Source organism: Methylocystis parvus, from assembly GCF_049675845.1.
Lineage (GTDB): Bacteria > Pseudomonadota > Alphaproteobacteria > Rhizobiales > Beijerinckiaceae > Methylocystis > Methylocystis parvus_A.
Map to the genome: position 1 here is coordinate 3,750,269 of NZ_CP187161.1, position 14,777 is coordinate 3,765,045.

The 14,777-nt window shown below is 61.4% G+C and carries 20 protein-coding genes and 1 pseudogene; 3 read left to right on the top strand and 18 right to left on the bottom strand.

Annotated features, from left to right (window positions below; all coding sequences use genetic code 11):
• The first annotated feature begins 68 nt into the window (after nt 1-68).
• The gene (gene ald / locus ACPFMJ_RS19380; RefSeq protein ID WP_424361527.1) at nt 69-1,184 is read left to right on the top strand and encodes an alanine dehydrogenase; all 1,116 of its coding nucleotides are present in this window, start codon (nt 69-71) and stop codon (nt 1,182-1,184) included.
• 167 nt (nt 1,185-1,351) lie between these two features.
• On the top strand, nt 1,352-2,065 hold the full coding sequence (locus ACPFMJ_RS19385; protein WP_424361528.1) for a response regulator transcription factor: 714 nt from the start codon (nt 1,352-1,354) through the stop codon (nt 2,063-2,065).
• Nucleotides 2,066-2,511: 446 nt separating this feature from the next.
• Here ACPFMJ_RS19385 and ACPFMJ_RS19390 read toward each other — a convergent pair whose 3' ends face one another.
• Nucleotides 2,512-2,949: a hypothetical protein gene (locus ACPFMJ_RS19390; protein WP_424361529.1), complete on the bottom strand. Its 438-nt coding sequence runs from the start codon at nt 2,947-2,949 to the stop codon at nt 2,512-2,514.
• A gap of 155 nt (nt 2,950-3,104) precedes the next feature.
• On the opposite strand from ACPFMJ_RS19390, the gene ACPFMJ_RS19395 reads away from it, so the two are divergent.
• Nucleotides 3,105-3,374 carry a hypothetical protein gene (locus ACPFMJ_RS19395; protein WP_424361530.1) on the top strand — a complete coding sequence of 90 codons (270 nt, stop codon included), beginning with the start codon at nt 3,105-3,107 and terminating at the stop codon, nt 3,372-3,374.
• Between the two features lie 34 nt (nt 3,375-3,408).
• On the opposite strand, the gene ACPFMJ_RS19400 is transcribed toward ACPFMJ_RS19395, so the two are convergent.
• The 17 genes and pseudogenes from ACPFMJ_RS19400 to ACPFMJ_RS19480 all read right to left on the bottom strand — a co-directional run bounded on the left by ACPFMJ_RS19400 (nt 3,409) and on the right by ACPFMJ_RS19480 (nt 14,539).
• Complete coding sequence (locus ACPFMJ_RS19400; protein WP_424361531.1) at nt 3,409-3,858, bottom strand: flagellar basal body-associated protein FliL; 450 nt, start codon at nt 3,856-3,858, stop codon at nt 3,409-3,411.
• The gene (locus tag ACPFMJ_RS19405) at nt 3,858-4,247 is read right to left on the bottom strand and encodes a hypothetical protein (RefSeq protein ID WP_424361532.1); all 390 of its coding nucleotides are present in this window, start codon (nt 4,245-4,247) and stop codon (nt 3,858-3,860) included. The genes ACPFMJ_RS19400 and ACPFMJ_RS19405 overlap by 1 nt, the downstream gene beginning before the upstream one ends.
• Nucleotides 4,248-4,254: 7 nt before the next feature.
• Nucleotides 4,255-4,425, bottom strand: coding sequence for a rod-binding protein (locus ACPFMJ_RS19410; protein ID WP_424361533.1), 171 nt, complete (start codon nt 4,423-4,425; stop codon nt 4,255-4,257).
• Between the two features lie 302 nt (nt 4,426-4,727).
• A complete protein-coding gene (locus ACPFMJ_RS19415) occupies nt 4,728-5,111 on the bottom strand; it encodes a hypothetical protein (RefSeq protein ID WP_424361534.1) in 384 nt (127 codons plus the stop codon).
• Nucleotides 5,093-5,779 carry a flagellar biosynthetic protein FliR gene (locus tag ACPFMJ_RS19420; RefSeq protein ID WP_424361535.1) on the bottom strand — a complete coding sequence of 229 codons (687 nt, stop codon included), beginning with the start codon at nt 5,777-5,779 and terminating at the stop codon, nt 5,093-5,095. Before ACPFMJ_RS19420 ends, ACPFMJ_RS19415 begins: the two co-directional genes overlap by 19 nt.
• A 56-nt stretch (nt 5,780-5,835) precedes the next feature.
• On the bottom strand, nt 5,836-7,926 hold the full coding sequence (gene flhA / locus ACPFMJ_RS19425) for a flagellar biosynthesis protein FlhA (RefSeq protein WP_424361536.1): 2,091 nt from the start codon (nt 7,924-7,926) through the stop codon (nt 5,836-5,838).
• Between the two features lie 33 nt (nt 7,927-7,959).
• Nucleotides 7,960-8,225: pseudogene (locus tag ACPFMJ_RS19430) on the bottom strand (flagellar biosynthetic protein FliQ).
• A gap of 2 nt (nt 8,226-8,227) precedes the next feature.
• On the bottom strand, nt 8,228-8,632 hold the full coding sequence (gene flgD, locus ACPFMJ_RS19435; protein WP_424361537.1) for a flagellar hook assembly protein FlgD: 405 nt from the start codon (nt 8,630-8,632) through the stop codon (nt 8,228-8,230).
• A gap of 11 nt (nt 8,633-8,643) precedes the next feature.
• Nucleotides 8,644-9,051, bottom strand: coding sequence for a flagellar biosynthesis repressor FlbT (gene flbT / locus ACPFMJ_RS19440; RefSeq protein WP_424361538.1), 408 nt, complete (start codon nt 9,049-9,051; stop codon nt 8,644-8,646).
• A gap of 1 nt (nt 9,052) precedes the next feature.
• Nucleotides 9,053-9,400 carry a flagellar biosynthesis regulator FlaF gene (flaF, locus tag ACPFMJ_RS19445; protein WP_424361539.1) on the bottom strand — a complete coding sequence of 116 codons (348 nt, stop codon included), beginning with the start codon at nt 9,398-9,400 and terminating at the stop codon, nt 9,053-9,055.
• 18 nt (nt 9,401-9,418) lie between these two features.
• On the bottom strand, nt 9,419-10,465 hold the full coding sequence (locus ACPFMJ_RS19450; RefSeq protein WP_424361540.1) for a flagellar hook-associated family protein: 1,047 nt from the start codon (nt 10,463-10,465) through the stop codon (nt 9,419-9,421).
• Between the two features lie 8 nt (nt 10,466-10,473).
• A complete protein-coding gene (gene flgK / locus ACPFMJ_RS19455; protein ID WP_424361541.1) occupies nt 10,474-11,901 on the bottom strand; it encodes a flagellar hook-associated protein FlgK in 1,428 nt (475 codons plus the stop codon).
• A gap of 58 nt (nt 11,902-11,959) precedes the next feature.
• Nucleotides 11,960-12,493: a flagellar hook-basal body complex protein gene (locus ACPFMJ_RS19460; protein ID WP_424361542.1), complete on the bottom strand. Its 534-nt coding sequence runs from the start codon at nt 12,491-12,493 to the stop codon at nt 11,960-11,962.
• Between the two features lie 81 nt (nt 12,494-12,574).
• Nucleotides 12,575-12,889 (bottom strand): hypothetical protein, encoded by a 315-nt coding sequence (locus ACPFMJ_RS19465; protein WP_424361543.1) that lies wholly within the window; start codon nt 12,887-12,889, stop codon nt 12,575-12,577.
• The gene (locus tag ACPFMJ_RS19470; protein ID WP_424361544.1) at nt 12,796-13,398 is read right to left on the bottom strand and encodes a flagellar basal body protein; all 603 of its coding nucleotides are present in this window, start codon (nt 13,396-13,398) and stop codon (nt 12,796-12,798) included. Before ACPFMJ_RS19470 ends, ACPFMJ_RS19465 begins: the two co-directional genes overlap by 94 nt.
• A gap of 337 nt (nt 13,399-13,735) precedes the next feature.
• Nucleotides 13,736-14,074 carry a hypothetical protein gene (locus tag ACPFMJ_RS19475; protein ID WP_424361545.1) on the bottom strand — a complete coding sequence of 113 codons (339 nt, stop codon included), beginning with the start codon at nt 14,072-14,074 and terminating at the stop codon, nt 13,736-13,738.
• A 111-nt stretch (nt 14,075-14,185) separates the two neighbouring features.
• Nucleotides 14,186-14,539 carry a hypothetical protein gene (locus ACPFMJ_RS19480; protein ID WP_424361546.1) on the bottom strand — a complete coding sequence of 118 codons (354 nt, stop codon included), beginning with the start codon at nt 14,537-14,539 and terminating at the stop codon, nt 14,186-14,188.
• Nucleotides 14,540-14,777 lie beyond the last annotated feature (238 nt).

Consider the following 14,777-nt stretch of genomic DNA (forward strand, 5'->3'; position numbering starts at 1 on the left):
GCCGTTGAGCCCCGCTATTTTCATATATTCAGTGCGACCATCTTTTGCCCATCCGTTTGGAGCTGCACATGCGTGTCGGCGCGCCGAAAGAAATCAAGAACAACGAATATCGCGTCGGACTGACGCCTTCTTCCGTCGCCGAACTCGCGCATGCCGGACATGCGGTGCTGATCGAGAGCGGCGCGGGAGAAGGAGCGGGCCTGGCCGACGAGGAATATGTCGCCGCGGGCGCCTCGCTCGTCGATAGAGCGGAAATATTTGCGGGGGCCGACCTCATCGTTAAGGTCAAGGAGCCGCTGTCTTCGGAAATCGCGCTGCTTACGCCGGGTCAGCTTCTCTTCACCTATCTCCATCTCGCGGCCGATCGCGCGTTGACAGAAGGCTTGATGCGGAGCGGCGCGCATTGCATCGCCTATGAAACGGTGACCGCGCCCGGCGGCGGATTGCCTCTCCTCGCCCCCATGTCGGAAATCGCCGGGCGTCTTGCGCCGCAGATGGGCGCGCGCTTTCTCGAAAAGCTCACGGGGGGACGCGGCGTTCTGCTCGGAGGGGCGCCCGGCGTGCCGCCGGCGGATGTGCTCATCCTCGGCGCAGGAAGCGTTGGGCTTCACGCCGCGACCATTGCGCTCGGCATGGGCGCAAATGTGCTGATCGCCGATCGCAGCGTCGACGCCCTGCGCCGCGCCGAAGCGAGATTGGGCTTCGCCGCGCGCACCATCTATTCGACGCGGGCGGCCGTGGCGGAGTCTATCAAGCGCGCCGATCTTGTCATCTGCGCCGCACTCACGGCTGGCGCCAGAGCGCCCATCCTCGTCACCCGCAACATGCTCAAAACAATGAAACGCGGCTCTGTGATTGTCGACGTCGCCATCGATCAGGGCGGATGTTGCGAAACGTCGCGCCCCACCAGTCACGCCGACCCGATTTATGTCGTCGATGGCGTTGTCCATTACTGCGTCACCAACATGCCGGGCGTCGTGCCCCGCACATCGACCTTCGCGCTCAACAACGCGACCTTGCCCTTCGTGCTCGCGCTCGCGAACAAGGGTTGGCCTCGCGCGCTAATGGAGGATGCGCATCTTCGCGCCGGGCTCGAAATTACTGGCGGCCGCGTCGTCTCGGAGCCAGTGGCCGCAGCGCATGACTTGCCGCTGACGCAGATGGACGACGTTTTGTTTGGTTAATACAGTACTAAAAGTTGACATTCAACTGTTCGCATCAAGCAATGATGCGGATGCCGGTTTGTTGTTTACTATCAGTATTCTGTTGACCGGAAGGTTTGGCGGAACTTAACTGGGCTCATCGGCCGATTCGAAGCGGCCCCTGAAATTCTTGAACGAGGAGCCCCAGCATGTTCATCATCGTCGACGAGCGTGACCTTGTAACGAATGGATACGCCTGTCGATTTGGTCAGGAGGGCATCGCTTCCACGGGGTTTCGCCCGGGCCAGTTCAGAGACTGGGTGGCGAGCGTCGGCGATGGCGACATGCAGGCGGTCGAGGCTTTTCTTATCGGCGACTGCCCAGAGCGCGAAGACATTCCGCGCATCATCCGCAGAAGGTCGCAGGCGCCGGTGATCGCGATGAACGATGCGCCCTCGCTCGAGCAGACGCTCGGCCTCTTCAGCGCCGGCGTCGACGATGTGGTCCGCAAGCCCGTGCATGTCCGCGAAATCCTGGCGCGCGTGCACGCGATCCGTCGCCGCGCCGAAACGCGGCCGGATTGCGCCATCGTCGGGGGCATTCAGGTGTTTTTCAACGGCGGCGATCCGATTGTGAACGGTGAGACTCTTTCGCTGCCGCGGCGTGAGCGTCGGATCCTCGAATATCTTCTCGTCAATCGCGGGCGCCGTCTAACGAAGGCGCAAATCTTCAATGCCGTTTATGGCCTATTCGACGACGACGTGGAAGAGAATGTCATCGAAAGCCATATCAGCAAGCTGCGCAAGAAATTGCGCGCGCGCCTCGGCTATGATCCCATCGATTCGCAACGCTTCCTCGGCTATCTGCTCGTCACGCAACCTGCGTTGCAGACGCAGGGAAACAGTTTGCGCGCTGCCGGATAAGAGGGCCTTAGCGTTTTCGAGATAGGTTTCGCCTCGCCGACCAGCGGGGCGAAGGGTGTCCGAGTTTTCACGAGTTTTGAACGCGCTGGAGAGCCAGAGGATCGCTCTCGCCGAGAGCGCTCCATACCTCAAGTGTCGCGGAATCGCGTTAGAATTGCAGGCGCTCACCGTTTGGCGCCGCTCGAAGGCATGTGCGCTCAACGCATACGCGCAGTTCCAAAATGGAGCTGCGCATCCTGTCAGTTGGGACCGCGCGCCGCTCTCCGCGACCGAATTCAACGAAAAACTCGTTCGCGCCAGAGGATCCAGAGCGACATTGCGCGCGTTGCGGCGCGAGATGGCGTGGCTGTTGCATCCCGACCGCCGCGTCGAAAGCGGCTTCTCGTCTGATCTCACTCTCGCGCAATGCAATGACGCAATCGACGCGGCGCTTGAACGCTGCGACGTTAGTTCTGTCGAATAACGCCGCTTTGCGTGATCACAATCCATCCTTGCGCCGATCGACGAATCCCGGTGACAGATCCGAGCCCGGCGATGCGACTACCAGGCGCGACGCGCTGAATGCGTCCTTCTGGCAGCCGCATGAGAGCGGAATCGCCTGACGCCTCCACAATTTCATAAGCGCCGATCAAGGCGCCGGACACGTGGCTATGGGTGGATCCGATCGGCGTGTAATCGATAGCGCGCTCGCGTCGGAGAGGTTGTGCGACGCGGCTCGCAGGTCTGGCGTAAATGGCGAGATGCTCGAGTCCGGCGATCTGTGGCTGCGTGGGTCGAGAAAGTTGCTGGGCCGCGAAGGCGAGGCTTCCCGCGGCCAGCGCTACGCCCGCGCCGCGAAGCATAAAGTCGGAGGAAATCAATCTCTCATACCGGTTCGAACGCATGAAGGCCTCCAAATTCACGGTCGCAAATCTACGCGCGGCGGTTGGCCTGAAACTGAAGATCCTAACGGTCGCAGTAAGAATTCGTTAAACTCGGCAAGTTCCGAGAAAGCTACGGACTTTAGGCTGAAGCAATTGCAAGCAGAAAAGAGGCTTCGATGCATCCGATGTCCCAACTCGAACAGCTCCGGCGGCAGATGGCGGAGGAGCTCACGCAAATACCGCAGTATCGCGCGCTCAAATCCATGGAGCGATTCATCGCGGAGCTTTCGGCGATCTACGAAACTCCGGCGGAGGGAGGGGAGGCGGACGACGGCGAGGATTCGAACAGGAAGATCGCCCAGGCGATCGAAAGCCATTTGCGTGGCGAAGCGGGTCCGACCATTGTAAAGAACGCCGCCTATCTGCCGGTGCACCGCGTCGCTTGAAAATTAATGCGCGCGGCCATTGGGCCGCGCGCATCTAACGCGGTATATCTTCCCGAGCAACGAACGTCACACTTTTTACAAGTGTTTCCTTCACGACAGCCTTGCCCAGGCGCTGGTTGATGTTGGCTGTGAGCTGTTTCGTCAGCGCCGCAAGATCCGCCTTTTGGAGATGCGCGAAATCAGTCTTCGCGTCGGCATAGATCAGGCGGAACGCCTCGTCGATGAAGAAGCTTTCAGGATCGACGCCGCCGCCGTGAGCATCGTGGCCGACCATGACAATATTGAATTCCGCGGAGACGTAACCTTTCAGCGCGCCATCGATGATCACCGGCACAGTGACGGGCTTCAACAGCCGCGTCTGCGTCGCCTCCTCATGCTGACCCTGCGCGCCCTTCGCTGGCGTTGCGCGCCAATAGGCGGCGCCAAAAGTCGCGGCGAGGGTCACGCAGCATGCCCAGACTCCGATGAGAAAGGTCTTTCCCATCACCGCGCTCCGTGCCGGCGCGCGGAATAGGTGCCATCTGAGTCGTCGCGACGGATGCTGGTGATCATGAGCATGGCGATCTCCTGCGTGGCCTGCAGATGCCGGTCCAGAATTTCCGCGTTCACGGCGAGAAGCTCTCGCAAGCGTTCCGCGCCGTCGATCACGCCGTCGGCATCGCGCAGTCGTGCGCCCTTCGACGCCTGAATGAACTCCATCAAAGCATGAGTCTTGCGGGCGTTTAGCGCTTCGAAATCAAGATTGCCGCCCTGCTTGAGCAAGTTTGTTTCCGCTAGAATAATGGCTTCGAGCCTTTCGATGCAAAGTGCGAGAGCCAGGGCGGGGGTGGCGTCGCCTTCACTCCCGACGGATGGGGAAGCTTCCTGCGTCATGGAGTGCTCAAGCGCGCGTGTCGGTAGACGGTGCGTAGCTCTGATCGATGAGCTTCTGCACGCCGATCCCTCCGGATCGCGAGAGCTGCGCCCCGAGTTGCTCCGCCATGAGGGAGCGCCAAACGTCTCCAGCGGCCCCCATGCCGAAGACTCCGCTTTCTTCCTTTGGCAAAAGCATCTCCAGCCAACTCCCCAAAAGGAAGGCTTCGAACTTTTGGCCAGGCGATTCGGGTCGTCGCTCCGTTGGTGGCGCGCTCTCATGAGTCGCGACGAAGGAAGAGCTTTCGCGCCAAGTCGAGTTGCAAAGCGCGGCGCTTCGAATTTTGTCGGTGGGGCTTCAAGGGGTGCGGCCGCCCTCTCCAATCGTTGCATGGCGGTTCTAACCCGTCGCGGATCCGCAGCGCGCGCGACGTCGGAAACGATGTCCGTAGCGGGAAAAATAGACACGGCTCCTCCTCAAGCTGCCAAGATATAACTAGCTCAGTCGCCTTTCGGCGCGCTGACGTCAGCTAGCCTCCGGCGTTCCGCATCTGCTTCGTCTCGTCGCAATGCCTGGTCTGCATTTCGATGAGCCTTTTCAGCGAGCTTGGCACGCGCCCCGTAATCCCGAGCGCGTTCTCGCATCAAAGCGATAGCCTGTTCTGTCTCGGCGCGCCGCTGGGACAGAAAGGCGAGGCGTTGAGTGGCAAGCGCTGGCTCCGATGCTTCCAGGCTTTCTAGAGCAGCGGCCGTAGCCTTTCGTAGCTCTCCAAGTTCAGCCTCTTTCTGCGCCTGCCTCATTTTCTGGAGGCGCCAGAGCGTTTGCGCAATATGCGCTGTCCTTTCCAACCGGTCGCGGCGTTGCTTCATGGAGATATAAGCCACGCGGCGAATCCCGACGTGAATGTCGAGAAGAAATCGGGCGCCAGGATGGAAAGGGCGTAAACCCCGATGAAGATCGTGAGAGGACCCGAGAGGAAGTAAATCTGAACCTGCGGCGCAAGGCGAGCGACGAGCCCCAACGCGACATTGACGATGAACCCGAATAGCAGGAATGGGCTGCATATACGTAGCGCGAGTGAATGGGACTGGGAAAGCACGCTCATGATCTCCCGGAGAAGAATGAACACGGAGGGGCCATCCTGGATCGGGGCTGCGTCGTAGGAAAGATACAGGCCGCGTATGAGCTCCAAATGCAGGTCTGTGGCGAAAAGCAGCGTCACGGCGCTTGTCATGACTAAAGAAGTCAAGGCCGGGGCCGCTTCCGACTCCGTGATCGCGACGCCGAAAATGTTGCCCAGACCGAAGGTCATTGCAACGCTCGTTGTGAGCATTTCGAGCGCGAGGAAATAGAAGCGAGACAACAAGCCGAGCGTCACGCCGATCAGGAGCTCCGAGAAGAGGATAGCGACGAACGTCGCGGGGGTGCGATCCAGAGCGATATGATCGGCCTGATCCATCAGAGCCGGCGTCAACGCGAATGAGATTGCGAGCGCAATAGAGAGGCGGGTTCGTACAGGGATCCGGTCGCTCGAAAATCCGGGAGCCGTCATCAAGCATCCCCCCACGCGGCAAAACAGGATAAAGGTCGGAAGAACAGGGCTGGCGATCACGAGATCGTCCCAAGCGACCTGATCTGAACGCCGCCGGCGATTTCGAGATGAGAGAGAATGGCCTGCGATGGAAAAGGGCGACTGAGCAGCAGTCGAACATAAGGCCGCGCCTCGGGCGCCGTCAGAACGATGAATGTCTCGCCTCTTTCTATGCGGTCTCGAATAGCCGCGCCGGCTTCGAGCGAAAATTTCTCGACGAGCGACGGGTCGGCGTCAAAGCCCAGGATTTCACCCTTGGCGTCGCGCTTCAAATGCTCATGGAAAAAAAGATCCCATCTCGGTCCGAGCCTCAGGACGCCGAGCGCGCCATCGACCGAGAGATCGCTGCAGATTTGCGATGCGAGCCGAGCGCGGACGTGTTCAACGATCGGTTCAGCGCGTCTGACGAATGGCGCGACCTCGGCGACGGCTTCAAGGATCAGTTCGAGATTGCGGATCGAAACGCGTTCCGAGAGGAGCAGCTTGAGAACGCCCTGAAGTGTCGAATGCGTGACGAGGCTCGGAGTCATGTCGTCGACAAGACGCTTATATTCGGGCTCGAGACGATCGATAAGGATGCGCAGGTCCCTGTAGGTGAGAAGCTGCGCGAGATTGCTGCGAAGCGTCTCGGACACATGCGTCAGCAGCACGGAAACGGGGTCGATTGGCGAAAAACCCTGACGCTTCGCTTCTTCAACCATGGCGTCGGCGATCCACATTGCGCGGATGCCGAAAGCGGGATCAGTCGTCTCGTCGCCTGGGAGATCGGGCGCAGGCCCGTGGCCAATGACGACGAGATGATGTCCCAGTCGTAACTCGCCGGCCGAAGCGAGGGCGCCCTGTATGCGGATGTGATATTGCTTCGAGCGAATGTCGATATCGTCGGAGAGCTTGATCTCGGGGAAGATGAAGCCGTAATCACGGGCGAAGTTGCGCCGCATCTTGAGAACGCGCCGGCCGAGCTCGGCCTGAGACGACAGGAGGCCCGCCCATAGTTGCTTGCCGAGCAGCAGCTCGACCGGCGCGACCCGAAGAAGGTTGCGGGCCGAGTCTTTCGTTTCCTGTTGGGATTGCATCTCGATCGCGCGCTGCGCCGCGTCTTCGAGCAGGCGAGTCCTTTCCGCCTGTTTTGGGATGAGATAGGCGACGAAGGCCATGACGCCGCCGAGCGCGCCGAAAGGGGCGAGGGGCAGACCGGGAATGAGCGCGAGCACGAACATCAGCAGCGCGGCGACGAAAAGCGCGCGCGGATACATGCCAAGTTGCCGAAGGATGTTTTGCTCGGCCGAGCCTCTCGTTCCGCCCTTTGAGACGAGAAGGCCTGCAGAGAGAGAAACGATCAGGGCTGGAATCTGGGAGACGAGGCCGTCGCCGACCGATAGCTTGGTGTAGACATCCGCCGCCGAAGCGAGGCTCATGCCGTGGCGGGTGACGCCGATGATGACGCCGCCGAAAATATTCACGGCCAGAATGATGAGGCCGGCGATCGCGTCGCCGCGGACGAATTTCGAGGCGCCGTCCATCGAGCCGAAAAACGCGCTTTCCTCTTCGAGTTCGCGGCGGCGGACCTGAGCCTCGCGCTCGTCGATCAGCCCGGCCGAAAGGTCTGCGTCAATCGCCATCTGCTTTCCGGGAATGGCGTCGAGCGTGAAGCGTGCCCCGACCTCGGCGATGCGTGTGGCCCCCTTGGTGATGACCAGAAAATTGACCGTGACGATGATCGCGAAGACGGTGAGTCCGATGACGAAGTCGCCGCTCATCACAAGGCGGGAAAAGCCGCTGATGATATAGCCCGCGGCGGTAGAGCCCTCGGATCCGTTGGACAGAATTAGGCGTGTCGTTGCAATATTGAGCGACAGCCGTAGAATCGTCGCAACCAGCAAGACCGTTGGGAAGGACGAGAAGTCGAGCGGCTTCTGGATCCAGAGCGCAACCATCAGGATGAGCACCGACAGCCCGATCGAGAAGGCGAGGCCGGCGTCGAGAAGGAATGGCGGGATTGGGAGAAAAAAGACGCAGAGGATGAAGACGATGGACATGGCGAAGCCGATGTCCCGCGAACTGCCTTCACCTTGCGCGGGCGTCTTCACATTGACGACGTCGCTCATGACCGCGCTCCTGCTTTTGGCGCCGGGCGCCGTTCAATAGCCTTTTTCGATGCGCGCATAGACGAATTGCGCAAGCGTGTTGATCTTCGAGCCAATGAAGGGCGCCGATAGACCAAGAACGGCGATCATCGCGATGATTTTAGTACGAAGGTCAGCGTCATTTCCTGGACCTGGGTCAATGCCTGCAGCAGCGCGACCAGGACGCCGACGACCATCGCCGCGCTTACAAGCGGGCCGGATACGACAAGGATGGTGACGATCGTTCGATGGACGATTTCCAACGCGTCTGCTTCATTCATGATTAGCTGATCGATACGCCGGGTCCGAGAAGAAGGCTGCGACCGTCCTTGAGATTGGCGACCACGCCGCCATCCACCATGGTGACGGACGTCACGACGCCGCTCAAGGAGCCGTCGGCAGAGGAGGCTATTCGTCCGATGAGGCTGGAGGCTTGGGACAGCGTCGAGGAGTCTGCGAGCTGTCCGAGGAGCGCGTTGGTCTTCACAGCTTGCTCAACCGATGAGAACGTTGCAAGTTGCGTCACGGTCTGCGTTGGGTCCAACGGTTTTGTAGGATCCTGGTTCTTGATTTGGGTGACGAGCACCTGGAGGAAGGCGTTAAAGTCGCCCGCGGCTTTCGATGCGTCGGCATTGGCGGCGGCCCTTGACGAGGCCGGAAAAATGCTCGGGATGTTTGAGACCGTCATTCCATTTCCTTTCATGCGACATCGCGTCGGTTTTTTTTGTCCGGGACGGAAAGTTCCGCCTCGATGGGAAAGAGCGCCCGGACAGATTTGAGGGCCTCGAACGGCCTCCTGTCTTCGATATGTCGAACCGCCGCCGAAAGGCCGGCGACAATACGCTGGTCCCGCGCGGTGCTGTTGAGGGAGACGAGCATCTCGCGACTGAGCTGGATCGCGGCCTCGCAGTCATTAGGCGTCATGATCATCGTCTGGATGACGAAATACAGCCGCTTCAGCGGCGTCGAGGCCTGCTCGGCCTGCATCACGTGATTTTCCAGGAGGAAAGTCACGTCGTTGAGCAGTTCGATGCAGACCTTGCGGTCGACCCGTAGAACCGCGCCGTTGATGAAAATACGTTCGCCTCGGCGGAGGGAAATGTTCATGTCAGGTCAGTCCGTCGGCGATGAGTTGATTGATGTCCATGATGCCCTCGAAATTGCTCGATTTGCCCTGATCGATGAGATCCGCTTCGCGGCGGATCCAAAGACCGATCGAGATCAGCGACGCGCGCAGATCCGGGGGCAGCCCGTTCTCTTCATTGCTCAGATCCGCAATGAAAGCAGTCCAGAGCCGCTTGACGAAATCCGTCGCCTCGAACGCCTCGGGCGTAAGCGCGCCGCGTGCTTTGGCGACGGCGAGCTTGGCGTTGGCGGTGTGCAGCGCCGCCTTCTCTCTTTCTCGCGCGCTCCTGGAAGAGTCGCTGGCGACTTCGGCGTAGCGTTGCTGATACATCGCGCTCCGTTTCCGCTCTTAGAGATACTTTGTCAGGCTGAGCTGGCTGATGCGCGAAGTCAGCGTATAGGCGGCCTCGATCTGGGTCATAAGACCGCTCACTCGCGCCGCCGCCTCGGTCTGATCGACGCCCTCAATATCCTGGAGCTGGAGCAGGATCGTGTTGGACTGCACGCTCATCGTCTCGCTGGCGTTCCGCACGTCGCCCTGCATGACGCCGACGCGCGCCTGCACTTTCGTCAAAAGGCCGATTGCGGCGTCGACGGTCGTCGTGGCGCTCCTCAATAGAGCTTTGTAGGCTTGTCCATTCATGTGTTCCGCGCCAAGGTCGCCGATCATCGCATATGCCGCGGCGAGCTTTTGCAGGGCGGGCTCATTCGCGGTGATGGAGCTGTCGATGACGCGTGAAAGCGCGATCTGGCTCTGGAGCGGCTGGTCGGAGGCGCGGGACCAGGTCGCGCGCCAGCCCGCATCCGAGAAGAGGTTTTGAAAGCCGCTGGAGAGAAAGCCGTCGAGCTGCGCCTGCGTAATGCCGGAAACTGCGGGATCGCTCTGACCGAAGCCGAACGCCGAGGCGAACGCCGCGTCCAGCGCCAGCTTGTTGGAAGCGGGAGGGCTTGCGAAATAATTCGCGACAGGCGGCTGGTCGCTCGCGATCCCGCCAAAGAGGAAGCCCTCTCCATCGCCGTTGTTCAGCTTTGCGATCAAAGTCGCAAGCCCCTGACGAGCCTGCGCGATGATGGCTTCTTTCTGGCCGCCGTCATTCTGGGCCGCAAGGAGCGTCGCCCGCATGTTGCGCGCGTCGGCGAGGAGGCTGTCGAGCGCGGATTGGGATGCGTCCAGCCGCGCATTGACGAGCTTGTTGGTGTTGCGCAAGGCTTCGATCGCCTCTTGTGTCCCAGCGAGCGAAAAGCTCCTGCTGGCGCGCACGCCGAGCGTCGCCCCAAGATCGGCGTGAACGCCGGTCGTCATTTCTTTCTGGCTGCGCGCGAGATCCGTCTGCAGATTGGCGATGACGCTGCGCAGTGACGCCGTCATCGTATAGGTCGAGGTGATGTAGAACATGGAGAAACTCACGCACGTACGGCCGAGAAGAGGGCGTCGAACATAGAATTGACGGTTGCGAGAAGCTTCGCGGAGGCCTGATAGGAGTTTTCCAGCGCCAGCATTCGGGACATCTGGTCGTCGAGGTTGACGCCTGTCGCGTTGGAGAGCGCCTGCATGGTTTGGGAGACGACGGCGTCGATATAGATCTTGGCGCTTTCGCTCTGCTTGCGCTGCGAGCCGAGCCAGCCGATCGACGCCGACGCAAATGCATTCAGGGAGTTCGTCCCGGTCAGAGCGGCTTGCGCGTCGAAGGATTGAGGAGCCGCTGCGGCGTTGACGACTTCTATAAGTCGGCCCGCATATCCTGCGGCGCCTGACGCGTTGTAGACATAGGCGGCCTCGCCGGAGATCCCGCCGTCTCGCAGGCGCATGAGGTTTCCCCCGCGCCCAGGATCGACATTCGCGTTCACCTCGATCTGGCCCGCGAGACCGTCGATCAGAGCGGCGCCGGGCGCTTGCGTGGCGCCGGCATAGGTGAAAAGGCCAGGCAAGGGCGGGCCGCCGGCCTCGCTTTGGTCCTTCTCCGCGAAAGCGACGACGAGGCCGCGTGCGATCTCGTCCAGTTGCCTCTGGAATTGCGACGCTGTTTCATCGCGTAATTTGGTGAAGGCCTGGATGGCTCCAGAGCGAAGCGGCAGAGTTGCGCCTGCGCCAGTAATTTGAACGCCGTCGACATATACCGCGGCGCCTGCGACGCCTGGGGAGAGGTTGGGCGTCTCCTTGAACGTCACGAGGCGCGGCGTGGCTTCGAACAGCGTGACGCCGCTGTCCGTGTAAATGACCATGTCGTTGTTCGCCCGCGCGATCGTCGTCAGGCCGATCGATTTGGAAAGTTGCAGGAGAACGCCGTCGCGGCGGTCCATCGCGTCGGTGACGTCGGCGCCAGCGATCGAACCGGCGACCACTTCGGCGTTGAGATCCGCGAATTGCGCCAGGAAGTCGTTGATCTCCTTGACCGCGGAGCCGACGCTGACATCCGCCTGCCGCCTTTCGTCCTGTATCGCGGCCGTCGCGTCCCTCAGGGAGCCGACGACGTCCTGGGCCGCGTTGAGCGCCACTTGCGCGGCGGTCTGATTTGCGGGCGACGCGCTATAGCTCTGGAGCGCGCTGGTCAGTCTTGCGATCATTGTCGCTGGCGCGCGGCTATTGGCCGGATCGTCGAGGTCGAGAGACTGGTCGATCCGTGCGAGAAAGTCCGAAATGGTGGTTTGCGTCGCCTGCGCAGCGGTGGACGAAACGAGGTTGCGAAACAGCGCGCCGTTTGCGGCGCGTCTTACGCCCAGAAATTCGACGCCATCGTCGCCTGTCGAGACTCGCGCATGTTTGAGGCTGGCGCCAGCCACGCCGGCGGCGCTGATGTTGCGGGACGCGACGCTGATCTCATTGGAGATCACGCCGAGCGATTTGGTCGCGACGGCTTCCTGCCGAGGAGAGGGACATTGGGCTGCTCGCTTATTTGAGATTGTTGAGGACTTGCAGGATTTCGGAGGCGACCTGAAAAGACTGTGTGTTCGCCGTGTAGGAACGCTGCGCGACGATCATGGTCGAACGTTCGGTCGCAAGGTCCACCGTAGAGGCTTCGAGCGTCGCGGACGCGATTTCCCCGCGTCCGCCTGCGCCGGCGGCGCCGACGAAAATCGGGCCGGAGTCGCCGTTCGCGGCATAGACGTTGCCCGTGTAGTTGGAGAGCGCCGTCGGCGCCGCGACATCCGCTACGCCGATGCGATAGGCCGAAGCGAGTTGTCCATTGTCGAGAAGATAATTGACATCGCCATTTGCGGAGATCTGGACTGCCTGAATCGCTGCTGCTGCGTTTCCGTTGACGGTGACGCTTTTGACGACGAAAGGCGCGCCAAGCTGCGTCGTATTGCTCATATCGAGTGCAATCGCCGCGCCGCCGGGAGGCGTGAAGTTCAGCGCCGCGCCGCTCAGAATCGAGCCGTTGCCTGTGTCGCGATCGGCCCGAGGCGTAGGGGAAGCCGCCATTGGTCGCGCCAGCGGAATCAGAGCGTCAGTTCCAGGCGTTCGGGCCCGTTTTCGCGTAATAGGGTATCGAGCACGACCGGTTTACCCAGATTGTCGTAAACGGTGAGCGAGGACTTTGCGCTGTATTTTCGCCGAGGCGGCGTTGGTTGACGGAAGGTCCGCCGCGGCGATCGTCGGATGCCCTGACGGGAGATTGGCGGAAACGCGCTGCGTCGTCGGCGTCGCGTAGAGGCGGTCGTTGCGAATGCGCACGACCTCCATATTGGTGAGCGCTTCCGTCTGCGCGCCGCTGGGAAAGCCCATCAGGTAATAGCCGGCGGCGTTGACGAGACGTCCCGTATCGGGCACGAAGGATCCCGCACGGGTGAGGAAGGTGGCGCTGGAGCTGTCGGACACGACGAAGAAGCCATTCCCACGCGAGGTCCGTGGAATTGCCGGTATGCGTCAGCGCCCTCGCTCGTGACATCGTAGCGGCTTCGCGTGTAAACGCCGCCGCCGAACTGATCGGCGCCCTGAAATCCGTTGAGCACCGTAAGGAAGTGCGTCGTCGCGCGCTTGTAGCCCACGGTGCTCGAATTGGCGATGTTCTCGGAGATGTTGGCGAGCGCGTCGGCCTGCGCGGACATGCCCATGACGGAAGTGTTGAATAAACCGAACGTGCTGCTCATGATCTGATCCGGATAGAATGATCCGACGAGAGTAAAGCCTCGCGGCCTTGTCCGAAGCTGGCCGAACGTCGCGGTCGGTTGCGCGCCGGTCGGCTCCTCGCTTAACAATTCCTTACGTTTTGGAAGCGGGGAGCGAGGCGCATGGCCGGCGGCGACGATGAAGTCCTGGACGCGATGCGTTTGCAGGAAGCGTATCCTTCCTCGCGCGCTGGCGGGCGAGCCGATGGAGTGCGCCAACCTATCGACGTCTCGCGGATGCGCATGTCGAACGACGTGGCGCGGAGCGTCGCATTTCACGGCTGAAATGGGGAAAGGCGCTCGATCGCGCGGATTGCTTTCTGTGCGACTGCGTGATTGCGGACCGTGCGAAAGACGGCGCTCGGCTGCGCCTTGCGCGCCATGTGGTTTTGCCGTCGCTCTTCCAACTCTTCGACGAGGACAGCGGCGAGATCTACTCGGCCCAAATCGTGTGGCGGCGCGGGGTCGAAATCGGTTGCCGTCTGTCGCCAAGCGCATCGCCAGGAAAGGCGCAGGCCGCGCGTCGCATGAAAAGCAGATATTATGCGATCTAAAGTCACGCCTCGCCGCCGAGGAAATATCTCAGCCGTCGCTCCTGCGCCCATCTCGCGGCGTTACTTGCGTTTGCGGCGAAATCGAGAGCGTCAAATGCGGCGCTCTTGTCTTGCGCCGCGCGCGCCATGAGGCTTGCCGCTATGGACAGGAGCACGGTCGAGGAGGCCTTGATGAAAATTGTATCGTCGGCGCCGGCGTCGCCCGCTTCCTTGCGGATGCGCGCCACGAGGCTGCGAATTTCGTAATCGAGGACTTCAAGATCCTGACGCAGCGGCGTGTCCAGGCTTTGGCATTCTTCGATCGTCATTCCGGTCATCGACACGCCATGCGCTACGCTCATGAACCCTCTCCGTTACGCAGTTATCGCGCGAAGCCTGAGCGCCGCGCCTAAACAAAGAATTTCCACGCGCGGCGCTGCGCGCTTCGCCGCAAGTCTCGCGCAATGCCGGGGTCAGCCCTCCCGGGCGACGCAGCCTGCGCGCTCGAGCTGGGCCGCGAGCGCATAGGCTTCGCCTTTCAGGCGGGCGACCTCGGCTTCATGGTCTCCGTCGAAGATTGTCGCCATAGGCGTCGGAACGCCGAAAGTTCGCGTACGGTCTTCAGCGTGGCGGTGATCCTGCGCAATCTCGGAAAGGACGAGCGACCGCTCGGCCTTTGCGCGCATCAGCGAGAGCTGTCGGCAATCCGCCGCTGAGAACGCGTTCGGCGGCACCGGGGCGGGCGCGATCTCGCCGTGGCTCCTCGCGCAGGCGGAAAGTCCGCAAATGACGAGAATCGCAAACGAAGCTGTTTCGCGCCGCAACATGCCTGTCTCCGCTCCGCCGGCGCCGCGCCGGCCTGTTTCTTATTGAGCGGAGACGCTGGCGCGAAGCCTTCGGGGGCGCCGGCGCCGCGACATAATGGCCGGGCGGCGGCGCTTTCCCATCCCTATCGGGCTGTAATATATCGGTGCTAGATTTTGACCGCGCCCGGTGGGCGCGCTTTTCTGGGCGCGAAGGTCGATAAACCGGGACGCGCCGGTTTTGTACGGTCATACTGCGCAA